The 22,983-nt window shown below is 60.6% G+C and carries 19 protein-coding genes and 2 tRNA genes; 8 read left to right on the forward strand and 13 right to left on the reverse strand.

Annotation, left to right across the window (positions count from 1 at the left end; genetic code table 11):
- Positions 1–8: 8 nt before the first annotated feature.
- The 4 genes from AD665_RS15960 to rimO all read right to left on the reverse strand — a co-directional run bounded on the left by AD665_RS15960 (position 9) and on the right by rimO (position 3,389).
- Positions 9–470 carry a YehS family protein gene (locus AD665_RS15960; protein ID WP_024780139.1) on the reverse strand — a complete coding sequence of 154 codons (462 nt, stop codon included), beginning with the start codon at positions 468–470 and terminating at the stop codon, positions 9–11.
- A 58-nt stretch (positions 471–528) separates the two neighbouring features.
- Positions 529–1,239: an rRNA pseudouridine synthase gene (locus AD665_RS15965; protein WP_024780138.1), complete on the reverse strand. Its 711-nt coding sequence runs from the start codon at positions 1,237–1,239 to the stop codon at positions 529–531.
- A 75-nt stretch (positions 1,240–1,314) separates the two neighbouring features.
- On the reverse strand, positions 1,315–1,788 hold the full coding sequence (locus tag AD665_RS15970; protein ID WP_053192769.1) for a GNAT family N-acetyltransferase: 474 nt from the start codon (positions 1,786–1,788) through the stop codon (positions 1,315–1,317).
- A 260-nt stretch (positions 1,789–2,048) separates the two neighbouring features.
- Positions 2,049–3,389: a 30S ribosomal protein S12 methylthiotransferase RimO gene (gene rimO, locus AD665_RS15975; protein ID WP_024780136.1), complete on the reverse strand. Its 1,341-nt coding sequence runs from the start codon at positions 3,387–3,389 to the stop codon at positions 2,049–2,051.
- A gap of 336 nt (positions 3,390–3,725) precedes the next feature.
- Here rimO and AD665_RS15980 point away from each other — a divergent pair, with 336 nt between their 5' ends.
- The 4 genes from AD665_RS15980 to AD665_RS15995 all read left to right on the forward strand — a co-directional run bounded on the left by AD665_RS15980 (position 3,726) and on the right by AD665_RS15995 (position 9,329).
- Complete coding sequence (locus AD665_RS15980) at positions 3,726–5,567, forward strand: potassium transporter Kup (RefSeq protein ID WP_392396962.1); 1,842 nt, start codon at positions 3,726–3,728, stop codon at positions 5,565–5,567.
- 262 nt (positions 5,568–5,829) lie between these two features.
- The gene (locus AD665_RS15985) at positions 5,830–6,825 is read left to right on the forward strand and encodes an isocyanide synthase family protein (RefSeq protein ID WP_053192771.1); all 996 of its coding nucleotides are present in this window, start codon (positions 5,830–5,832) and stop codon (positions 6,823–6,825) included.
- Positions 6,822–7,541: an HAD family hydrolase gene (locus tag AD665_RS15990; protein ID WP_024780133.1), complete on the forward strand. Its 720-nt coding sequence runs from the start codon at positions 6,822–6,824 to the stop codon at positions 7,539–7,541. Before AD665_RS15985 ends, AD665_RS15990 begins: the two co-directional genes overlap by 4 nt.
- 27 nt (positions 7,542–7,568) lie before the next feature.
- Entirely contained in the window at positions 7,569–9,329 is a 1,761-nt protein-coding gene (locus AD665_RS15995) for an isocyanide synthase family protein (RefSeq protein ID WP_024780132.1), read from the forward strand.
- Between the two features lie 111 nt (positions 9,330–9,440).
- Here the strand turns inward: AD665_RS15995 and AD665_RS16000 are convergent, their stop codons facing one another.
- The 4 genes from AD665_RS16000 to AD665_RS16015 form a co-directional block, all read right to left on the reverse strand.
- Positions 9,441–10,730 (reverse strand): virulence factor family protein, encoded by a 1,290-nt coding sequence (locus tag AD665_RS16000; protein WP_024780131.1) that lies wholly within the window; start codon positions 10,728–10,730, stop codon positions 9,441–9,443.
- Entirely contained in the window at positions 10,730–13,369 is a 2,640-nt protein-coding gene (gene mprF, locus AD665_RS16005) for a bifunctional lysylphosphatidylglycerol flippase/synthetase MprF (protein ID WP_024780130.1), read from the reverse strand. Before mprF ends, AD665_RS16000 begins: the two co-directional genes overlap by 1 nt.
- 166 nt (positions 13,370–13,535) lie before the next feature.
- Positions 13,536–13,612 (reverse strand) — tRNA-Met (locus AD665_RS16010).
- 253 nt (positions 13,613–13,865) lie between these two features.
- A tRNA-Met gene (locus tag AD665_RS16015) sits at positions 13,866–13,942 on the reverse strand.
- Positions 13,943–14,224: 282 nt separating this feature from the next.
- Between AD665_RS16015 and dinB the strand changes: the two genes are divergently transcribed.
- A complete protein-coding gene (dinB, locus tag AD665_RS16020) occupies positions 14,225–15,286 on the forward strand; it encodes a DNA polymerase IV (RefSeq protein ID WP_024780129.1) in 1,062 nt (353 codons plus the stop codon).
- Positions 15,287–15,394: 108 nt separating this feature from the next.
- Here dinB and AD665_RS16025 read toward each other — a convergent pair whose 3' ends face one another.
- The 4 genes from AD665_RS16025 to AD665_RS16040 form a co-directional block, all read right to left on the reverse strand.
- The gene (locus AD665_RS16025) at positions 15,395–16,348 is read right to left on the reverse strand and encodes a hypothetical protein (RefSeq protein WP_024780128.1); all 954 of its coding nucleotides are present in this window, start codon (positions 16,346–16,348) and stop codon (positions 15,395–15,397) included.
- Between the two features lie 17 nt (positions 16,349–16,365).
- Entirely contained in the window at positions 16,366–18,081 is a 1,716-nt protein-coding gene (locus AD665_RS16030) for a proline--tRNA ligase (protein WP_024780127.1), read from the reverse strand.
- A 129-nt stretch (positions 18,082–18,210) separates the two neighbouring features.
- On the reverse strand, positions 18,211–19,770 hold the full coding sequence (locus AD665_RS16035; RefSeq protein WP_024780126.1) for an AmpG family muropeptide MFS transporter: 1,560 nt from the start codon (positions 19,768–19,770) through the stop codon (positions 18,211–18,213).
- A gap of 44 nt (positions 19,771–19,814) precedes the next feature.
- A complete protein-coding gene (locus AD665_RS16040) occupies positions 19,815–20,168 on the reverse strand; it encodes an MGMT family protein (RefSeq protein WP_024780125.1) in 354 nt (117 codons plus the stop codon).
- Between the two features lie 162 nt (positions 20,169–20,330).
- Between AD665_RS16040 and AD665_RS16045 the strand changes: the two genes are divergently transcribed.
- Positions 20,331–21,338: a DUF481 domain-containing protein gene (locus AD665_RS16045; protein WP_053192773.1), complete on the forward strand. Its 1,008-nt coding sequence runs from the start codon at positions 20,331–20,333 to the stop codon at positions 21,336–21,338.
- Positions 21,339–21,532: 194 nt separating this feature from the next.
- Here the strand turns inward: AD665_RS16045 and AD665_RS16050 are convergent, their stop codons facing one another.
- On the reverse strand, positions 21,533–21,742 hold the full coding sequence (locus AD665_RS16050) for a cold-shock protein (protein WP_024780123.1): 210 nt from the start codon (positions 21,740–21,742) through the stop codon (positions 21,533–21,535).
- A 341-nt stretch (positions 21,743–22,083) separates the two neighbouring features.
- Between AD665_RS16050 and dcd the strand changes: the two genes are divergently transcribed.
- Both dcd and AD665_RS16060 read left to right on the forward strand, forming a co-directional pair.
- Positions 22,084–22,650, forward strand: a complete 567-nt coding sequence (gene dcd, locus AD665_RS16055; protein WP_017126297.1) for a dCTP deaminase — start codon at positions 22,084–22,086, stop codon at positions 22,648–22,650.
- Between the two features lie 101 nt (positions 22,651–22,751).
- Positions 22,752–22,958, forward strand: coding sequence for a hypothetical protein (locus AD665_RS16060; protein WP_003184748.1), 207 nt, complete (start codon positions 22,752–22,754; stop codon positions 22,956–22,958).
- Positions 22,959–22,983 lie beyond the last annotated feature (25 nt).

A 22,983-nucleotide genomic window follows, 5' to 3' on the forward strand; every position in this document is an offset into this window, starting at 1 on the left:
GGTCGGAATCAGCCGCGAACGCGCAGCGTCAGCCCTTTGAGGAAATTGCGCAGCAACTGGTCGCCACACGGACGGTAGTTGGTGTGGCCGAACTTGCGAAACAGGGCGCTCAGCTCCGGCTTGGATACCGGGAACTCGGCGGCCTTGAGGATCGCGTGCAGGTCGTCCTCCTTCAACTCGAAAGCCACCCTCAGCTTCTTGAGGATGATGTTGTTGGTCACCGGTACCTCGATGGGCTGTGGCGGGCGACTTTCGTCCTTGCCACGCTTGAAGATCACCAGGCCATCGAGAAAGTGCGCCATGACCTCGTCGGGACAGAATACAAAGCCTTCTTCTTCGTCTTTCTTGAGGTAGCCCACCAGGTCCGCGAGGGACACATCCAGACCGCCCAGCTTGATGATCTCGATGACTTTCTTGTCGCTGATGTCGAGCATGTAGCGAACGCTGCGCAGTACGTCGTTGTGAATCATGTATGCAATCCTGATCGATCGGCAGTGGGCGCCCCAGCCGGCTGTGGCGCCGAAAAAATTAGAATTTCTCTTTGGCGGACAGGTAGCGCCACTGGCCCAGCGGTACCTTGCCAATGGACACGCCGCCGATGCGGATACGGCGAATGGCGACCACCTTGAGGCCGACGGCCTGGCAGAGCAGGGCCAGGATGCCCGGTTGCGGGTTCTTCATGGCGAAGCGCAGGCGGTTCTCGTTCTGCCAACTGGCCTTTACCGCCGGCAATTCCTTGCCTTTGTAGGTCAGGCCATGGTTCAGGCGATTCAGCCCATGGGCGACCATCTCGCCTTCGACTTCCACCACATATTCCTGCTCGATCTTGGCGGCGTCGGCGGTGAGCTTGCGCAGGATCTTCCAGTCCTGGGTGAACACCAGCAGTCCGCTGGCGTTGGCCTGCAGGTCGGCGCTGGCGGTCAGGCGCAGGAAATGCCCCTTGAGCGGGCGTTTACCGAAACGGTGTTCTTCGCTCAGCGTCTCTGGCCGAAGGGTTGCCATTGCCGCGTCGGTTTCCATGCCGGCCGGGACGTTCAACAGGATCGTCACCGGCTCCGGTGCGGTGGCCTTGGCCTCGGGGTCAAGCTCGACGCGTTGGGCGTCGACTTTGAATTGCGGCTCGTCGACGACTTCACCGTCCACGGTGACCCAGCCACCCTCGATGAACAGTTCAGCCTCCCGACGGGAACAGCCGATAAGTTCGATGAGACGTTTGGAGAGGCGAATCGGGTCAGTCATGACAGGGCCGTAACAAAAAGAGGGGGGACATTGTACCTGCCTGGCGCCGGTTAATCGCGTGTCCATTTGTCTCGTCTACCCGCGTCGGGCCTTCAGGTCGGGCTGCCTGTAGCGCATGTGCAGCAACGGGTAAGGCTGGTTCATGCCGTCCCGTGCCGAACGGCCGACCACTTCGAAGCCTTGCTTGAGATAGAAGCCCAGGGCTTGCGGGTTCTGTTCGTTGACGTCCAGTTGATCGGCATTCAAGTGGTCCATGGCATAGCGCAGTAATTGCTTGCCCAAACCTTGGCCGCGGTGTTGCGGGTCGATGAACAGCATCTCGACCTTGCCGGCCGCGACACCGGCGAAACCGGTGATGCGCTGGCGGGTGTCCCGCGTGCAGATCAACATCACGGCATCCAGGTAACGGGTGAGCACCAGGTTTTTCAGCAGCTCGATGTAGCTGTCCGGCAGAAAGTCATGGGTAGCCCGTACCGACGCCTCCCAGACCTGGGTCAGTTCCTGGTAATCGCTGGATTTCGGTGTGTGGATGACCGAATGCTGGCGCATGCCCGCCTGTTCCTTGTGCTGGATGTCCTGGGTTTATCCATACGATAGCCGTAAAAAAGCCCCGCATCTTGTCGCAAGGGCGGGGCTTGTCAATTTTTGCCTGAATATGAGAACCCTGTGGGAGCCGAGCTTGCTCGCGATAGCGTCGGATCAGCTGGTCTCTCATTCGGCTGACACACCGCTATCGCGAGCAAGCTCGGCTCCCACAGGTTCCTCATAGGCTCCCACGGGTAAAGCGGTGGTCCGTTAAACCAGTCAGATCAGTTGATCTGTTCAGCCCACAAATCATACTCATCGGCATCGGTCACCTTGCACCAGACCTTGTCGCCCGGCTTGAGGTTGCTGCCGTTGTCGATGAAGACGTTGCCATCGATTTCCGGAGCATCGAAGAAGCAACGACCGACGGCGCCTTGCTCGTCCACCTCATCCACCAGCACTTCGATTTCACGGCCGATGCGCATTTGCAGGCGCGCCGAGCTGATGGCCTGCTGGTGAGCCATGAAGCGCTCCCAACGGTCCTGCTTGATGTCGTCCGGTACCACGTCCAGGTCCAGGTCGTTGGCGGGTGCGCCGTCGACCGGCGAATACTGGAAGCAGCCGACGCGGTCGAGCTGGGCTTCGGTCAGCCAGTCCAGCAGGTACTGGAAGTCTTCTTCGGTTTCGCCGGGGAAACCGACGATGAAGGTCGAGCGGATGATCAGGTCCGGGCAGATTTCGCGCCAGTTCTTGATGCGCGCCAGGGTCTTGTCTTCGAACGCCGGGCGTTTCATGGCCTTGAGGACTTTCGGGCTGGCGTGCTGGAACGGGATGTCCAGGTACGGCAGGATCTTGCCGGCGGCCATCAGTGGGATCAGTTCATCCACATGCGGGTATGGGTAGACGTAATGCAGGCGGACCCAGACGCCGAGGGTGCCGAGGGCTTCGCACAGTTCGGTCATGCGGGTCTTCACCGGCGCGCCATTCCAGAAACCGGTGCGATATTTCACGTCGACGCCGTAGGCGCTGGTGTCCTGGGAGATCACCAGCAGCTCCTTGACACCGGCCTTGACCAGGCGCTGGGCTTCGTCGAGCACATCGCCCACCGGGCGGCTCACCAGCTTGCCGCGCATCGACGGGATGATGCAGAAGCTGCAGCTGTGGTTGCAGCCTTCGGAAATCTTCAGGTAGGCGTAGTGGCGCGGGGTCAGCTTGATGCCTTGTGGCGGCACCAGGTCGATCAGCGGGTTGTGGTCCTGTTTCGGTGGCACCACCTCGTGCACGGCGTTGACCACTTGCTCGTACTGCTGCGGACCGGTCACGGCCAGCACGCTTGGGTGCACGTCGCGGATGTTGCCTTCTTCCACGCCCATGCAGCCGGTGACGATGACCTTGCCGTTTTCCTTGATGGCTTCACCGATCACTTCCAGGGATTCGGCCTTGGCCGAGTCGATGAAGCCACAGGTATTGACCACTACCACGTCGGCGTCCTGGTACGTGGACACGACGTCATAACCTTCCATGCGCAACTGGGTCAGGATGCGCTCGGAGTCGACCAGAGCCTTCGGGCAACCCAGGGATACGAAGCCGACCTTGGGATTGGCTGGCGTAGTAGTGGTGGACATGTCTAACCTCGGTGTAGGGGGATCGTCTCTTGCGGAGACAGGGCGCCTGGCGCGCCTCTGATCAAAAAGTGCGCAATTCTAGCGATGGGCGAGGCACTTGACCAGCTTTATACGGGGAAAAGCGACGAGTGCTGCGCTATGCTTCGCCCCTTTGCGCTTTACCGGCCATTACAGTCAACTAAACACCTGTAACGGCATGTAAAACAGCGCATGCTGCGTAACGAGGCATAAGACTTCGTTGAACAAGAAGACAGATCTGGGAATCAGGAGTGCTGGATGGGTCATGCAAGTAGTCAGGCGGCAGGTGCCGAGCATTCGGCATCGAAGTCGCTGAGCATGCTGGTGGCGGCGGTCGGGGTGGTTTACGGCGACATCGGCACCAGCCCGCTGTATACCCTTAAAGAAGTGTTCACCGGTGGCTACGGCGTGGCGGTCAACCATGACGGGGTGCTGGGCATCCTGTCCTTGATCTTCTGGTCGTTGATCTGGGTGGTGTCGATCAAGTACATGATGTTCGTTCTGCGCGCCGATAACCAGGGCGAGGGCGGGATCATGGCGCTCACCGCCCTGGCGCGAAGGGCGGCGGGTGACCGGGCGCGGCTGCGCACGTTCCTGGTAACCTGCGGCTTGATCGGCGCGGCGCTGTTCTATGGCGACAGCATGATCACCCCGGCGATCTCCGTACTGTCGGCGATCGAAGGTCTGAATCTGGCGTTCGAAGGCATTGATCACTGGGTGGTGCCGTTGTCGCTGGTGGTGCTGGTGGGGCTGTTTCTGATCCAGCGGCACGGCACGGCACGGATCGGCATCCTGTTCGGCCCGATCATGGTGACCTGGTTCTTGGTGCTCGGTGCGCTCGGTATCTATGGCATCAGCCGGCAACCAGAGGTATTGCTGGCCGTTAACCCCGCCTGGACCGTGCGTTTCTTCGTGGTCCATCCGGGCATGGGCGTGGCGATCCTCGGCGCGGTGGTGCTGGCGCTGACCGGTGCCGAAGCGCTGTACGCCGACATGGGCCACTTCGGGCGCAAACCGATGGCCCGTGCCTGGTTCCTCCTGGTGCTGCCGGGGCTGATGCTCAACTATTTTGGCCAGGGTGCTCTGATGCTGGGGGACCCGGAAGCGGCACGCAACCCGTTCTATCTGTTGGCGCCAAGCTGGGCGCTGCTGCCATTGGTGGGCCTGGCGACCGTGGCCACGGTGATCGCTTCGCAAGCGGTGATTTCCGGCGCGTTTTCCCTGACCCGCCAGGCGATCCAGCTGGGCTATATCCCGCGTATGTACATCCAGCACACCTCCAGCGCCGAACAGGGCCAGATCTACATCGGCGCGGTGAACTGGTCGTTGATGGTCGGCGTGGTGCTGCTGGTGCTGGGGTTCGAATCCTCCGGTGCGTTGGCTTCGGCCTACGGCGTGGCGGTGACCGGTACCATGCTGCTGACCACCGTCCTGGTGTCGGCCGTGATGCTGCTGTTGTGGAAATGGCCGCCGCTGCTGGCGGTACCGGTGCTGCTCGGTTTCCTGCTGGTGGATGGCTTGTACTTCGCCGCCAACGTGCCGAAGATCATCCAGGGCGGCGCATTTCCAGTCATCGCCGGTATCGCTTTGTTCGTGTTGATGACCACCTGGAAACGTGGCAAGCAGTTGCTGATGGAGCGTCTCGACGAAGGCGCCTTGCCGCTGCCGATCTTCATCAGCAGCATCCGCGTGCAGCCACCCCATCGGGTGCAAGGCACCGCCGTGTTCCTGACCGCGCGTTCCGACGCCGTGCCTCACGCGCTGTTGCATAACCTGTTGCACAATCAGGTGCTGCACGAGCAAGTGGTCCTGTTGACGGTGGTGTACGAAGACATCCCGCGGGTTCCGCCGCAGCGGCGCTTCGAGGTCGATTCCTATGGCGAAGGCTTCTTCCGGGTGATCCTGCATTTCGGCTTCACCGACGAGCCGGACGTGCCCCAGGCCCTCAAGCTTTGTCATCTGGATGACCTGGATTTCAGCCCGATGCGCACGACCTACTTCCTCAGCCGCGAAACGGTCATTGCGTCCAAGCTCGAGGGCATGGCCCGCTGGCGCGAATTGCTGTTTGCCTTCCTGCTGAAGAATGCCAACGGCAACCTGCGCTTTTTCAACCTGCCGGTGAACCGGGTGATCGAGTTGGGGACGCAGGTCGAGATATAGCGTCCACACAACCTGTTCAGCGCCCAGGAGCGCAGTGCGTCCCTGGCCGAGTGTGGGAACCAGGAGCCCCGTTGCCTTGCGGCAGCGGGGCTTTTTTAGCGGCATCTTCTGCCCCGGTATTCCGTGACAACACGCCGTGCGCGGCTTTGGAAGGTTTGACAGCTGCTCGCTTACTGTAGGAGGTTTACCCGCCCGCAGATCAAGAGGTATCTGCCGGCGGCCAAGGATTTGGCTGCCGTCACCATCAAACAAGGGATTGTCTATGCAGGGTTCAACTACCGTTGCTCAACAGGTGGGCGGTCAGGGCGTGCATGAGCATCAGCCCGTCTCGCCCCGGAACATTGCCCAACAGATTCTCGAATGCCTGTTTCGCCGTCGTAGCCTCGCCCCTGGGGAAAGCGACGAACTTTCTTTGCAGGTGCTGGAGCCCCATCTGGCGAAAGTCATGCGGGCGGTCGAGAGCGGTCGCAAAGTTGAAATGGTCTTGCCGGCCTTTCCCGGAAAATCCCCCAGCCGCAAGAAGACCCTGAGTCACTTGCCTGACCTGGCTGAATACCATGCCATCGACGAGCTCCATCGCTTGTGTGCAGAAATCCAGGCGATCTATGCGCCGGGCGCACTGATCCACATCTGCTCCGATGGCTATGTGTTTGCCGATCTGGTGCGTGTTCCCGATGCGGACGTCAAGGCTTACACCGACTCGATCCAGGACTACGCCGAGCAGCACTACGGCGGTATGTTCGCCCATTTCGATCTCAGAAATGCCTACCCTCAGCTCGACTGCCTGGACGCCATGCGCGAAGAAATGATGATCGAGCACGGACAGTCGTTGATTCTGTTGCAACGGCGCTTCAAGGATGACCCGCACATGATGTTGATGTACTGCGGCATCCATCGCTTCCTGTCCGAGGATTATTCAGGGCTTGAAGCATTCGCTGGCGTGAGCCTCAACGCGGTGAAGAAGATCGCCAAGCCGGCCTCGCAGCGGGTGATTCAACGCAGTGAGGCCTGGAGCGCGTTGCTTCAGGCACGCTATCCGGATTGCCTGCGCCTGTCGATCCATCCGCAATTGGCGGTATCGACGAAAATCGGTATCCGCCTCGTGCCGACCAGTGACCTGTGGCGTACGCCCTGGCACTCGGTGGCAATCAAGCGACGGGGCGTGGTCACGCTCGAAAAACGCAGCAATGTCGACGAGCGTTTCCATCGACTGGTCTTTCGCAAGGGGCGTCCTTGTCACTACGCCAGCGCCCAATGAGGACGTCTCGGTTGCGGATCGATGCGGTGCTCTTCGATCTGGACGGTACCCTGGTGGACACCTTGCCGGACATCACCTGGTGCCTGAACCAGGTATTGCTGGAGCACGGATGTCCGGCGCTGACCGCGGAAGCGGTGCGGGACTATATCGGCGGCGGCACCACGGCGATGATCGAGGCGGTAGCGACGCAGTTTGGCATCGCCGATGCGGCCATGCTGCATCAGCGTTATGTAGCGATGTACCAAGATCATCTGGTGCAGTTTTCCAAACCTTTCAACGGTGTATTGGCAATGCTCGAAGGCTGCCGAGCGCTACAGCTGCCGCTGGCGATCGTGACCAACAAAGCCGAGGTCATGGCCTGCCAGGTCGCTGATGCGCTGCTCGCGCACACGCCCTTCAAGGCGATCCTGGGGCATCGCGCCGGCCGGCCACTCAAACCCCAGCCGGAGGTGGCGTGGGAAGCCGCTCGGCGGTTGTCGGTCGAGCCCCGCCATTGCCTGTTCGTTGGTGACACCGAGATCGACCTGCAAACCGCCCGCGCTGCGGGTATGCCCTCGGCAATGGTCGCCTGGGGCTATGGCGCGGTGTGCACCTGGCAGGCCCAGGCCCCGGACTTCTACTGTGAACAGCCGGCCGGGCTGTTACACATCCTCAAGCAACACTGTGGCGCCGCGCAGGCATTCACCGAGCGTGGCGATACCGTCAAATCCTGTTGATATACCCACTCTCAAGGAAGCTGTTCCATGGAACATAGAGAAGCCTGGATCACGGCCGTCAGCGATTTGCTGGGCGGTTACCTGTTCAAGGGCACGGATGATCGTTTCGAAACACAGGGTCGGGACCATCTGGCGCACCGGCTGGGGCAATGCTTCGATCAGCGCCGTCCGGTACGCCTGATCCTGCCGGGCTTTCCCTGCAAATCCCCCAATGCCATCGACCAGACCTTCGGCGTGGTGCCGGACTATGGCGAGTTCATGGCCATCGAGCGCCTCGATCAGATGGGCCAGGCGATTGCCGCGTTGCATGAGCCGGGGTGTGTGGTGTCGATTCTCAGCGATGGAACGACTTTCAACGACATCGTCGGGGTGACCGACGAGGTTCGTGCTACCTATAACCGGGCGCTGCGTGAACTGTGTACGACCCACACGATTGAGTGGGTCAGCATGGAAGACTTGTTCCCGCAGGCACAAAGTGCCGAGTCGGTGCGCGCCAGCCTGGTCAAGCAGGCCCGGTTGCCCTGGAAAAACCTGGGAGACCTGATCGAGCAGAGCCGGCACGATGAAGCCCTCGGTAGGACCCATGACAATCTCTGCAGTCATCTCTACAACGACCTGCGCCTGTGCCGCGAGGGCGGGCAGAGCGAGGACGAGTACCTGCAGCAGATCAACTACAAGGCTTACCAGATGATGCTGCGCGGGCAGGCCTTGAATGCGGCGGTGGATCGCTTCTTCCCCGATGACATTCGGCTGTCGGTCCACCAATACAACAATGCCGGGCCCAAGTTTACCGTCGGGCTGGCCGAAGGGCTGAGCCGCGCCGACAGCCCCTGGCACGCCGTGCCGGTGTGCAACCTCGATGGGAGCCAGCACCTGCGGGCGCGGGCCCAGGTCGATCTTGACCAGCATGTGCTGGTCACTTGGCAGGGGAGGCCGTGGCTTTACCACCAGACAGAAGGTCCCCAGGCACAAGGCTTTGAGTTCGAGCTGCAAAAGCTCCCGCTCTTTGGCCTGGTGGTCCGGGATCCGTTGGGGTTGGGTTTCGAGCGACTGTCCACGGGGTTGCTGGAGTCACTGGTGGAAACCTTCGGCTTTGTTTGCCTCAAGGGTTGTCATTTTGAGGACCAGGACAGTTTCGCCCGCAGTTGCGAACGCTTTGGCACGTTGTACGAATGGGCCTTTGGCGCGGTGCACGTGGTCAAGCCGGCGGACAAACCGCAGGGGGTGGTGCACTCGCTGGAAAAAACGCCCTTGCACTGGGACTTGAACATGCTGCCCGACAGCGATGCCCAGGTGCAGCGCAACCCGAAATTCTGCGCCAGCAAGTTCATGTTGTATTGCAAGACGGCGCCGCTACCGGGCGAAGGCCAGACCACCGTCGTCGACAGCCGGAACGTGCTGCGCAAGGTCGGCTTGCAGGTCGCTCGGCAATGGCAGGCGGTGAACATCACCTACTACACCAAGATGACCTACTTCGGCGGTTCGCCGCGCATGTACAGCCTGGTGGATCGTCACCCCCGCAGCGGCGAACTCATCCTGCGTTACCAGGAAGGTACCGATTCGACACTGCAGACCCTCAGCCAGTCTGTGCAGGATCATGACGAGGAGACTCAACAGGCCTTACTGGATCAGATCAACGGTCTGGTCTACGACCCTGAGTGCCTGATTGCCCATCAATGGAGCGAAGGCGATCTGGTACTGATCGACAACTATCGAACGCTGCACGGGCGGCGGGCGATGTCGGCGGGTTCTGCTTCGCGGGAGCTGTGGCGGGTGCAGGTCTACTAGGATCAACCCTTTGCGGCAGCGAGTCTGCTCGCAAAGGCAGCAGCGTCGTTACAGCAAAAAGCCCCTGCATGCTGCAAAGCTGCAGGGGCTTCTCGTTAAGGCTGCATCAGATTACTGATCGGCAGGCTTGGGTTGACGTTTGTTGATCTCATCGATCAGACGCTTGGCCAGGGCCGGGTAGTTTTCGTCGAAGTGATGGCCGCCTGGCAGTTTGATAGCTTCACCCACGGCGCTCTTGTCGGTGCAGCCGCTTTCACCGGCTTCTTCTACGCCGTAAATGCACACCACTTTTTCGGGAGGCAACTTGGCCATTTCCGGCCCGGTAGCCGCTTCGGTACCGGCGTTGCCGAGCCAGCCTTCGACTTCGATCTCGAAGCTGCCGGTGCGGGCGAAGGCCAGCAGGATGATTGCGTCGACCCTTTGCTGTTCAGTGGCCGGCAGGCGATTGTAGATCGCCGGCAGTACGTCGGCGCCGAAAGAATAGCCGGTCAGGATGAAGCGTTTGGTACCCCAGACCTGGCGGTAGTGCTGCATCAGTTCGGCGAGGTCCAGCGCGCTCTGTTCCGGACTCTTGTGCTGCCAGTAGTAGCGCAGGGTGTCGATGCCGACCACCGGGTAGCCGAGCTTGGCCATTTCATCGGCTACGTCGCGGTCCAGGTCACGCCAGCCGCCATCGCCGGAGAGGAACAGGGTCACGGTATCCCGGGCCTGGCTCGCAGGCACCTCGACCATCGGAATGGCCAGGCCACCCTTGGCCTTGTCGGTGCCGACGAGGATCTTGCGCAATTCGTTGTTCAGCACTTGCGGCAGATTGATGTCGTAGTCGCTGATGCTGGTTTCGGCATTCTTCTGATCCCGTACAAAAGCGGCGCTGGTGTCGTCGGGGTTGTCGTTCCAGGCGACCAGCCAGTGACCGTGGGCGGCGGTTTTGGGCAGCAGGTGCGTGCAGCCGGGTTTCTCCAGGGCCAGGTCCACCGAAACGGCCCTGGCCTTGTCATCCTTCTGCTCGGCCAGCCAACGCCAGGCGAGCACGGCGCCCGGGCCTATGCCGCTGACCAGCGTCGCCGGCCCTTGAAGCTCTCTCAAGCCTGCTTGCAAGGCGCGGCCCTGCAGCATGCAGTCCTTGGGCAGAATCACTTGGACGATCTGCGCCGAGCCGCTGCGGCTGAGGGTCGTCAACTGAGTGTCGCTGAGCTTCTGATCGTCATTGACCGCTACCAGCACCTGGGCGCGAGGCTGAGTGCCGGGGATGACACGGGTTATCGGCACGCCGTCGGTGGGGAGCAGTTGTTCAAGGGTGGGTTGCGGGGCCGGGCGGTTCCAATACCAATAACCGCCACCGAGAATTACCGCCAGCACCAGCAGGGCGGCCACTATGTATCGCCAGGAGCGTTGCATCATCAGCGTTTCACCAGTCCAGTCAGGCCGCCAGCAATCAAGGCGGCAGTATCGGCCAGCGCCACCAGCGGATCGAGTCCGGCGGGCACGGCCATGTAACGAGGCTCCCAGTCAGGCTGGAATTTGTCTTTGAAACGGCGCAGCCCCTGAAAGTTGTAGAGCTGCTCGCCACGGCGAAACACCATCGAACCCAGGCGCTGGGTCAATGGCGCACCGCGGCGCGGTTGCAGGCCCGACAAGGGGACCATGCCGAGGCTGAAGCGGGCGTAGTCATGGTTCTTATAATGCTGGATCAAGCCGACCATCATGAATTCCATGGTCAGCTTCGGCGCTTCGGGGTGGGCACGCATCAGGTCGAGGCTGGCCAGCTCATGGCTATGGGTTTCCAGCAGGTTGGCGAATGCCACCGGACGGCCCTCGAAGCGAATCACGGCGATGCGGAAATGCTTGAGGTAGTCATCGCTGAAGCGGCCCAGGGAAAAGCCTTTCTCGCGTACGTTCTTGCCGGTCAGCCAGGCATCGGAGATGACCTTGAGCTCATCCATCGGCGCATGCCCCGGTTCATGGATCTCCAGCGACAGGCCGTCCCGGGTGCCACGGTTCCAGGTATAGCGCAGGTCCTTCATTTCCTTGCCCTTGGCCTCAAGGTCGAAACGCTTGAGGTCGACCCGGGCTTCTTCACCCAGCTTGATCGCGGTCAGGCCGATGTCCATGTAGTACGGCAGGTTCTCGGCGCGTACCTGGTAGAACACCGGGCGGGCGTGGTGGATGTCGCACAGGTCGCGGAACTGCCAGATCATCTCGGCCCGTTGCTGGGCGGGTCCGATCGGGTCGTACAGGGCTACCAGGCTGCGACCACGGCGGGCGTACATCAGGAACGCCTCGTCATGGGGGTGGAACAGCAACGCCTTGTCACCGGTCAGGGCCAGGCCCCCGTCGGGCTGCGAAGAGGCCAAGAGGATCGTCCTGGCCCGCTCCAGTTCTTCTGCCGTGGGCAGATGGATCACCGGCCGCGCGGTGCGCAGCAGCCACGTCAGCGACACCACCACCAGCAGCACGGCGGCTCCCAGTAGTGAGCGCAGGCCACGGGGAGCGTCGGCGTCGAGGGTGAACTGCCACCATAGCTGATGGCTGTAGGGCACGTCCTGGTAGGCAAACAGCAGAAGCCAGATCGAGGCGCCGAGCACGCAGAGACTGGCGATCAGGAACAGCGGAGAAAACGGCAGTTCGGTCAGGCGGCTCGGACGATAGAAGGAGCGCCGGAATATCGCCAGCAGGGCGGCTGTAGAGGTCAGCAGAGTGGCCTCTTCCCAGTCGAAACCCTTGAGCAGGGAGAGCAGGGCGCCCACTAGCAGCAGAACAGTGGTCAGCATCCAGGCCGCCGACAGGCGACGGCGAAGGCCCTGGGCGAGCAACAGGCACAACACTCCCACCAGGCTGGCGCCGAAGTGCGAAGCGTCCACCAGTCGGTGGGGAATCAGGAAGCCGATGTGCTCCAGACGTGTATCGATCTCCGGGGTCACGCCGGAAAACAGTAGTACCACGCCGGACAGGAACACCAGTACTGCGAGGATCGGTGCCGCAAATCCTGAGGCCGCCCGCAGAGTCTGACGCGTCTGGAACAGTCGCTGGGCCTCATTGATCAACAGCAACACGCAGGCCACCAGCATCGGCAACAGTACATAGATCAAGCGATACAGCAGCAGGGCGGCGGCCAGTGGTGCGGCGCCCAGTTTGTCGGCAAATGCCGCCAGCAGGATCGCTTCGAACACTCCGACCCCACCGGGAACATGACTGAGCACGCCAGCGGCCAGTGCCAACAGGTAGACCAGCAGGAATGCGCCGAATGGCGGCGTCTCGGGCAGCAACAGATACAGCACCGTGGCAGCAGCCGCGACATCCAGCGCCGTAATGATCAGTTGCAGGAAGGTCAGGCGTCGGCTCGGCAGGCGCAGTGTACGACGTCCGGCCTTGATCAGGAGGGCATCCCGATGAGGTTGCTCCGGCAGGCGCCGACGATAGATGCCGATGACCAGTACGCCCATGAGCAGCAACACCGCCAGGGAGACACCCGCCAGCAAGGTAACAGGCAGATGCAGCGCGGCGGACGCGGCAGGCAGGTTGCTGAGGGTGGCCAGGGCGGCCAGTGGCGGCAGCGCACAACCCAGGGACAGGCTGGCGAACAATGTCATGTGGGCAACGTCCGATGCCCCGAGGCCATGACGAGCATACAGGCGGTAGCGAACCGAGCCACCCGACAGTAGCGACAGCCCAATGGCGTTGCCGATGGCAAACGCGGTGAACCCACCCAGGACCAGGGTCTGTGGCGGCAATGTCGCCCCGGCATAGCGGCTCGCCGACCATTCGTAGCCCAGCAGAATGATGAAGCCTGCGACCGTCGCGGCGACAGCACCGAACAGGGCCTGTCGAGGCACATCGAGAATCGAGTCGTGCAGCGCGTAAAGATCGAGTTCACTCAGGAGATGGCGACAGGCAATCAGCGCAATCGCAAACAGCAACAGCGTGACGGCGAGGCCGATGGGCTGGCGGTACTGGCTGACTCGGTCCAGCCAGCGCAAGCGTTCGGCCTTGATTGGTTGTGTAGCGGAAACAGAGTCTTGCGGGTCAGAATTTGCGCGCATCAATCACCTCTTGAGCTATGCGCGACAGGATGGGGGTATCCAGCCAAGTTACCAATCCCTTCGGCAGAAAATAATTACAAAACTTTTGTAATGAGGCCGATTTTAGACAAGCAAAAAACAACAGGCACAAAAAAGGCCACTCTTTCGAGTAGCCTTTCCTGATGTTTGGTTGCGGGAGCCGGATTTGAACCGACGACCTTCGGGTTATGAGCCCGACGAGCTACCAGGCTGCTCCATCCCGCGTCTGTGAGGCGGCATTCTACAGGCGAACGCTTGAGTGTCAACTGTTAAAAGGGCATCGAGGCAAATTAATGGTCGGCGTGCCCCTTTTTCCCTAAATGCCAGAAAACAAAAGGGAAATTGTCCTACAACTCCTGGCTCGTTGGCGCTGAGCGGCGCTACGGGTGATCATTTCCACACGCAGCAAAAGAACCTGGTGGCAGGAAAGACACGCACACAAAAAAGGCCACTCTTTCGAGTGGCCCTTCTTGACGTTTGGTTGCGGGAGCCGGATTTGAACCGACGACCTTCGGGTTATGAGCCCGACGAGCTACCAGGCTGCTCCATCCCGCGTCTGTGTGTCGGCATTCTACAGAGAATCGCCAGGCTGTCAACCCTTGTCCCGGAAAAAACTGTTCCGCTTCAAGTGCTTAGCCTCTCAAAAAACATTGTGACCATGCTGTGACGCAGGCGGGGCAAGGGTTGCGGCTCTATTGGATGGTTCGGTGCGATTGAAGAAATACATTTTAAGTAGTCCTTTTCCAGGCTAAGCGTCGGATCTTTCAAACTACTGGTGCTATATACAGCCCCTGATGCGATACTGGCGGTCCGATTCATCCCTCATCCCGCTTCTTTATGACGCAACGCAAAATCATCCACGTCGACTGTGATTGCTTCTATGCCGCCATCGAGATGCGTGATGACCCGCAGCTGGCCGGTAAACCCATGGCGGTCGGCGGCTCGGCGGATCGACGGGGCGTGATCGCGACCTGCAACTACGAGGCACGGGCCTACGGTGTGCGTTCGGCCATGTCCTCCGGGCATGCCTTGAAGCTCTGTCCGGACCTGATCATCGTCAAGCCCAGGATGGACGCCTATCGCGAGGCGTCGAAGGAGATCCAGGGCATCTTCCGCGACTACACGGACCTGATCGAGCCGTTGTCCCTGGACGAGGCCTATCTGGATGTTTCCGACAGCGCCCATTTCGGTGGCAGCGCCACCCGCATCGCCCAGGACATTCGCCGACGCGTATCCAATCAGTTGCATATCACGGTGTCCGCCGGTGTCGCGCCGAACAAGTTCCTGGCCAAGATTGCCAGTGATTGGAAAAAACCCAACGGCCTGTTCGTCATTACTCCGGACCAGGTCGAGGACTTTGTCTCGGCCCTGCCGGTCAGCAAGCTTCACGGCGTCGGCAAGGTGACGGCCGACAAGCTGAGCCGGCTCGGCATTGCCGATTGCCTGCAATTGCGTCAGTGGGACAAGCTGGCATTGGTGCGCGAATTCGGTAGTTTCGGTGAGCGACTCTGGAGTCTGGCCCGTGGGATCGATGAGCGTCTAGTGCACAACGACAGTCGACGTCAGTCCATCAGTGTGGAAAACACCTACGATGTCGACCTGCCCGATCTGGCAAGCTGCCTCGATAAACTGCCGGAGTTGATGGAAACCCTGAGCGGGCGCATGGCGCGAATCGACAGTACCTATCGGCCTGGCAAGCCATTCGTCAAAGTGAAATTCCACGACTTCACCCAGACTACCCTTGAGCAGGCGGGGGCAGGGCGGGACTTGGGCAGTTACCAGTTGCTGTTGACCCAGGCGTTCAATCGCGGCGCAAAGCCGGTGCGGTTGCTGGGGATAGGAGTACGGCTGGAGGATTTGCGCGGTGGGTTCGAGCAGTTGGAGTTGTTTGAGCGGTGATGCGGGGAGGGCTGATCAGAAGGCTTTTTGTGGCGAGGGGATTTAGCGAAACGTCGCACCGCCCCGCTGGGGTGCGACGTTTCGCTAAATCCCCTCGCCACGGGAGTTTCAGTGAGCGCCCGGATCCGCCACCAACCGCCCGCCACTCTTGGTCAGTGCCTTCATGAACTCGGCCTGTAATTCCGGATCATTGCGGGTCAATTCGATCAGGCTCTGTTCCAGCTCGCTGGCTTCTTCTTCCAGACCCAGTTCCGACAGGCGCTTGACCCGATGAACCCACTGGCTCACCTCGTCGTCTTCCAGATCGTCGTAGATCAATGCGTGGGCTTCTACCAGCTTGCTGCGCAGGGTGCTGCTGACGCTAAGGGATGAGTCGGTGTGCACCTCGTCCTGGGCGTCCGTCACGCTGATTTGCAGCTTGCCGAAATGGTTCAGGTCCTGCTCGGCGAACGGACTCTCCAACAGATTGAGGCGCAGCACACCATTGCGGTCGGTGCTCAGCTCGAATGTCTGCCCGCCGGCCTTGACCTCAACCGGGCGTTCGCTCCAGGGCAGGCTCGAGTGCTCCGTGCGTTTGTCTCGCTGGACTTCATCGATGCCTGCCAGGTTCTGTTGAGCGCGGCCATGGGAGGGCGCGTTCATGAACGGGTTCAGCCCGGCGACACCATAGCTGAGCCAGTCGTGGGTCGCTGTCTCAGGCAGGTTACCGAGTGCAAACACATTGACCACGTTCGCGCCGATGCCGGCCACTACTGCCACTGCGCCCAGCGGGATTTCGTAGATTTCCCGCCAGGGTTGGTACGGTGTGTAGCGATCGTAACGACGCGTGACTTCGAACTCGGTGACTTCGAAGGTCTTCTGCTCATGGATCCGTACCCGGCGTTGCGGCAGGTCGAGCACCTTGGGTTCGCCCACATCGATCTGCAGGCTATGGTCGAGCAATTTCCGCTCGACCCGCTCTTCGTGCTCGCTGCGTTGCGACATTTGGTTGGCACAGCCGCTGACCAGCAGGGCACCGCAGAGCGCGGCGCCACCGAGGCCTAAGGTGTTTCGCTTGAACATGACGTCTCTATCTGATGTCAGCGGCGGATACGGGCCTGGAGGAAGGAGAGCACGTCGGCGACTGGCAGCGCTTGCGGCTCCGCCTCGGTTCGGCTCTTGTATTCCAGGTTGCCTTCGGCCAGGCCACGGTCACTGACGACGATCCGGTGTGGGATGCCGATCAATTCCATGTCAGCGAACTTGATGCCGGGGCTGGTTTTCTTGTCGCGATCATCCAGCAGTACTTCAAAGCCGGCGGCCGTCAGTTCGGCGTAGAGCTTGTCAGTGGCTTCGCGCACCAGGTCGGTCTCGTAGCGCAACGGCACCAGGGCAATCTGGAATGGCGCCAGGGTGTCGCTCCAGATAATCCCTTTCTCGTCGTTGTTCTGTTCGATGGCAGCAGCCACCACGCGGGACACGCCAATGCCGTAGCAACCCATTTCGAGGGTGACCGGCTTGCCGTTCTCGCCCAGCACTTCGCACTTCATCGCCTTGCTGTACTTGTTGCCCAACTGGAAGATGTGCCCGACTTCGATGCCGCGCTTGATTTCGAGTACACCCTTGCCGTCCGGGCTCGGATCGCCGGCCACGACGTTGCGCAGGTCGGCGACGGCTGGAACCGGCAGGTCGCGCTCCCAGTTCACGCCGAAATAGTGCTTGTCGTCGATGTTGGCGCCGATGGCGAAGTCGCTCATCAGTGCCACCGAACGGTCGATGATGATCGGCAGCGGCAGGTTCAGCGGGCCGAGGGAGCCAGCACCGGCGCCGATGGCGTCGCGCAGTTCGGCGTCGGTGGCCATGACCAGCGGGCTGGCGACGCCAGGCTGGTTGGCGGCCTTGATTTCGTTCAGCTCATGATCGCCACGTACGATCAGTGCAATCAGCTTGCCTTCCTCTTCGGCGCGCACGATCAGGGTCTTGATCGTGCGTTCGATCGGCAGGTTGTAGCCTTCCACGAGTTGGGCAATGGTCTTGGCGTTCGGGGTGTCCACCAGCCGCATTTCTTCCGACGGCGCAGGACGGGAGGTTTCCCGTGGCACGGCTTCGGCTTTCTCGATATTGGCGGCGTAGTCGGAGCCGCTGCTGAAGACGATGTCGTCTTCGCCGGAGTCTGCCAGTACGTGGAACTCGTGGGAGCCGGCGCCGCCGATGGAGCCGTTGTCGGCTTCAACCGGGCGGAATTTCAGGCCCAGGCGGGTGAACACATTGCAGTACGCCTGGTGCATGCGGTCGTAGGTGACTTGCAGCGAAGCCAGGTCGGTGTGGAAGGAGTAGGAATCCTTCATGATGAACTCACGACCGCGCATCAGGCCGAAGCGTGGACGGATCTCGTCACGGAATTTGGTCTGGATCTGGTACAGGTTGATGGGCAGCTGCTTGTAGCTGCTCAACTCGTTGCGCATCAGGTCGGTGATCACTTCTTCGTGGGTCGGGCCAGCACAGAAGTCACGACCGTGACGGTCCTTGAGGCGCAGCAGTTCAGGGCCGTATTCTTCCCAGCGTCCGGATTCCTGCCACAACTCGGCCGGTTGGGTGCCCGGCATCAACACTTCCAGGGCGCCGGCGGCGTCCATTTCTTCACGCACGATGGCTTCCACCTTGCGCATGACCCGCAGGCCCATCGGCAGCCAGGTGTACAGGCCCGAGGCGAGCTTGCGGATCATGCCGGCACGCAGCATCAACTGATGGCTGATCACGACGGCGTCGGAAGGCGTTTCTTTCTGTGTGGCGAGCAAAAATTGACTGGTGCGCATGGTTGGCCGTTGTCGGTTGCTGATGACGAGAAGTGACGGAGCATTGTACGGGCGAGATGCCCTGGCGTACAGGCGCGTAGCCGGTCGCCAGGTGCGAATGCCGGTTTCGCCGGCGTTTGCTGACGTTTCCTACGACTCTTCCGCCGGCCGGGTGGGTGTCGGTTCCGGGGCGGAGGGTGAGCCCTGGCGACGGTTCTCCTGGAACCAGTGCAGTGCGATCAGCAGCAGGGTCGGGACGCCGAGCAGGGCGGTGATCAGGAAGAAATTGTGATAACCGAATTTCTCTACCATCACCCCGGAATAGCCACCGATCAAGCGTGGCAGCAGCAGCATGATCGAGCTGAGCAGGGCGTATTGGGTGGCGGAAAACTTCAGGTTGGTCAGGCTCGACAGGTACGCCACGAACGCCGAGGTGGCAAGGCCGGAGCTGAAGTTGTCCAGGGAGATGGTGAGCACCAGCATCTTCAGGTTGGGGCCCATGTCGGCGAGCATCAGGAACAGGATGTTGGTGGCGGCCGAGGCCACGCCGCCGATGAACAGAATCGGCAGGATGCCGAAACGCACGATCAACAGACCGCCCATGCCGGCACCGACGAGGGTCATGATCAGCCCGAAAATCTTGCTGACACTGGCGATCTGGTCCTTGGTGAAGCCCTGGTCGATGTAGAACACGTTGGCCATGACACCCATGACCGTGTCGGACATCCGGTACGTGGCGATCAGTCCGAGCAGCAACAAGGCCTGCCAGCGGTAGCGCAGGATGAAGTCGTTGACCGGCGTGAGCACCGGCGCCAGGCCGCGCCGCCCCATGGCCGACAGGCACATGGCGGTCAGGAGGATATAGAGAATGGCCCGCAGGAAGGCGCGGTCCTCGAGCAGCAGATCAAGCAGGCTGACGCCTTCGAACAACACGCTGGCAAAGTCGGCGTTGTAGAGCTGGGTGAACATCGCCGGGACTGACACCAGTAGCACGATCAGCACGAACACCGATGCCAGTTGATGAGCGAACGTGTAGCGCCCGGCCTGCAATTGCGTACGCAGGGGTACCGGCGGTTCGCGCATGAACAGCGATGTGAGCAGTGCCGGGACCATCAATACGCCGAACAGCAGATAAGTACCGGCCCAGGCCGAGTGCTTGTAGCTGAAGCCGGTGGAGCCGAAGCCCTCGGCGAAGAACAGTGCGCCGGCGGTCGCCAGCAGTGCGGCGACCCGGTAGCCGGACATGTAGCTGGCGGCGAGGGCGGCCTGGCGGGTGTCATCGACGATTTCCAGGCGATAGGCATCGACCGCGATGTCCTGGGTGGCCGAAGCGAACGCCACGAGCACGGCAATGGCGATCAACCATGAGAGGTGTTTCTGCGGATCGCAGAAACCCATCCCGATCAGGCCCAGGATCACCAGGCCTTGGGAAAGCACCAGCCATGATCGACGACGGCCGAGTTTGCCCAGCACCGGAAGGCGCCATTGATCGAGCAACGGCGACCAGACCCATTTAAAGGCGTAGGCCAGGCCGATCAGGCTCGCGTAGCCGATGGTTTCACGAGCCACGCCGGCTTCGCGCAACCAGACTGAAAGCGTGGAAAACACCAGCATGTAGGGCAGGCCGGCAGCGAAGCCAAGCAGCAACAGCACGAGCGTCGAAGGACTGGCATAGGCGGCGAGGGCTGCGCGCCAGGTTTTACGGGGCATGGGCTGGAGTCTGCCTCAAAAATTGCGAAAACAAAGCGCGCACTCTAACCGCTGTGCTCTACCGGGCGCCAGCCATGGAGCCGAATATCAACACGATTATTCAGGATACTGATCCCTTCCATGCGCAGGCGTGCGCGCTGTTCATTCCCCGAGACGCTGCCTGCTGGCAGGCTGATCCGACCACCGGCGCCCAATACCCGATGCCAGGGCAGGCGGGTGTCGTTGGGCAGTTGGCTGAGGGTGCGGCCCACCCAGCGCGCTGCCCGACCCAGGCCGGCCAGCTCGGCGAGCTGGCCATAGGTGACGACTTTGCCGGGTGGCACTTGCGCAAGGGTCAGGTAGAGCGTGGTACGGCGTACCTGCGCGGCGTCTTCGGGGCCTGCTGGGATATCGGTCACGGGTAGGTTCCTGGGAAAAATACATGTCCGTTCGTAGGTTTATTCTGGCAGAGCTGATTGAGAAATGAACTCATCCCACATCCTTGGGTCAGTCCTTGCTGAGGTGTCGTCCTGGGGGATAATGCCGCCTTTTCACCGCAAACTTGAGCTCCTCATACGCTTATGTTGTCCAGAACCCTGCTATGCCTGGCTGTTGCCAGCATCTCCACGCCCTTGCTTGCCGATACCGTCTGGTTGAAGAACGGTGACAAACTCAGCGGCAAGATCACTGTTTTCGATGGCGGCAAGTTGCTGATCCAGACCGATTATGCCGGCGCCGTTCCCATCGACTGGAAACAGGTCAAGACCCTTGAAAGTGACCAGCAGTTGCTGGTCAAACAGGACGCCTACACCGGTGAGAAAGCCAAGGCCCTGCACGCTGCCGAAGACGGCAAGGTGACCCTGGCCAACGGTGACGCGCCCAAGACTGTCGAACTGGCCAGTATCCAGCAGATCCTCAAGCCCAAGCCGGTAGTCGAGGATCTGGTATGGAAAGGCAATGTCGATGCAGCGCTGGATTACCAGCGGGCGGAAAAAGATGTCGACGACTACGACATCGACTTCAAGACGACAGCGCGCCACGGCCGATGGCGGCACACCGCCGAGGGCGAGTACAACCGCGAATTCCAGGATGACGTGGTCTCGGCCGACAATTGGAAGCTGGAATACTCCCTCGACCGCTTCCTTACGGACAAATGGTTCTGGCAGGGTCGTCTGAATTACAAGCGCGACAAGGTCGAAGACCTGGCCCGCCAGCGGGTGGTGGGTACCGGTCCGGGCTACCAGTTCTGGGATGACGAACTGGGAGCGTTCTCGCTGGGTTCGCTGTTGAACCGCACCGATTACGAGTATCAGGACGGCGGCAAGGACAACTTCTATTCCGTCGCCATGAAGTGGGACTACAACCGCTACCTCGTAGGCAAGCGTGTCGAGTTCTTCACCAACGGCGAGGTGGGTAAACCGCTGTCCGGCGTTGCGGAGTACGCCTACGACGCGGAGATGGGCCTGCGCTACAAGGTCACCGACTGGGCCTCGCTCAACCTCAAGGCTGAGAAAGATGTGATTGAAGGTTCCGAGGACAGTGATTTGAGCAAGACGCGCTACACGGCCGGTTTTGGCGTGACCTGGTAAGCCCTGGGCAGAAGTGCCCCCTGTGGGAGCGAGCCTGCTCGCGATAGCGGTAGACCAGCAACAATACTGTTGACTGACACACCGCTATCGCGAGCAGGCTCGCTCCCACAGGGTTTTTTGTGTGCTGGCAAAAACTGGCGGGCACAAAAAAGCCCCGCTTTTGAGGGCGGGGCTCTTTGCTAAAGCAGGAACAGTTAGATAACTGTTACTTCTTCAGCTTGCATGCCTTTCTGACCGCGGGTAGCGACGAAAGAAACCTGTTGGCCTTCTTTCAGGCTTTTGAAGCCGTCGGATTGGATAGCTTTGAAGTGTACGAACAGATCGTCACCGGATTGTGGGGTGATGAAGCCGAAGCCTTTTTCATCGTTGAACCACTTAACGGTACCGGTTTGGCGATTAGACATGGTGTAACTCCTTGAACAAAGATAACTGCGACTCAGGAAGAACCCTGGCCGAGACTGAGTGCAAAGAGCAGGAAAAATTCTTGTAGATGGTTGGATCGAAATTCAACATATCGTGTAGAGATTCTCAGTGACACAAGCAGCACAGTGACGCCACCTTAACCCTTTTTCCCAAACGTGCCAATGGTCTTTGCGAAGGTTTCTCGATTTTGGTGACTGACGGCGCTCAGGCCCGGGAAAACAGGACGGATCGGCGAGAATTGCTTGCCACGCTTTGAACCCTGCCTCTCGCCCCGGTAAGATGCCGGACAGTTTTCTCCACCCTCGCTATTCAGGACACCGCCATGAGCATCAAATCGGACAAGTGGATTCGCCGCATGGCGCAAGAGCACGGCATGATCGAGCCCTTCGTAGAGCGCCAGATGCGCGGTGAAGGCGCCGACCGACTGATTTCCTTCGGCGTCTCCAGCTACGGCTACGACGTGCGCTGCGCCGACGAATTCAAGGTGTTCACCAACATCAACTCGGCCACCGTCGATCCGAAGAACTTCGACGAGAAGAGCTTCGTCGACATCAAGAGCGACGTTTGCATCATTCCGCCGAACTCCTTCGCCCTGGCCCGCACCGTCGAGTACTTCCGCATTCCGCGCAACGTGCTGACCATCTGCCTGGGCAAGAGCACCTATGCCCGTTGCGGCATCATCGTCAATGTCACGCCGCTGGAACCGGAGTGGGAAGGCCATGTGACCCTGGAGTTCTCGAACACCACGACCCTGCCGGCGAAAATCTACGCCAACGAAGGTGTGGCACAGATGCTGTTCCTCGAATCCGATGAAGAATGCGAAGTGTCCTACAAGGACCGGGGTGGCAAATACCAGGGCCAACGTGGTGTGACACTGCCGCGCACCTGATTCTGACGAACAGTGGGAATTCCTGAGCGGGCAGACACTCTATTGCGTGTACTGCCCGTTTTTTTGCGCCAGCGCAACGGGCTTCGCTCAGGAGTTGCTCTATGAAGATCGATCCGCGAATCAGTGCCGAACTGGCAAGGCTTGAGCCCAATCAGATCGGCGTCATGGCCTGGTCCCTGCTGGCCCACCCTGTCGAAGCGGCAGGCGGTATTCCTGGCCAGCCTGATCCCGATACCCCGAATGAACAACCCACCGAGCCGGGCGAACCGACCCTGCCGGACGAGCCGCCTCCTGCGCCAGTAGCCTGAAAACCAGCTACAAGCTGCAGGCGAG

It is taken from the genome of Pseudomonas corrugata, from assembly GCF_001269905.1.
In the GTDB taxonomy this organism is placed as follows: Bacteria; Pseudomonadota; Gammaproteobacteria; order Pseudomonadales; family Pseudomonadaceae; genus Aquipseudomonas; species Aquipseudomonas corrugata.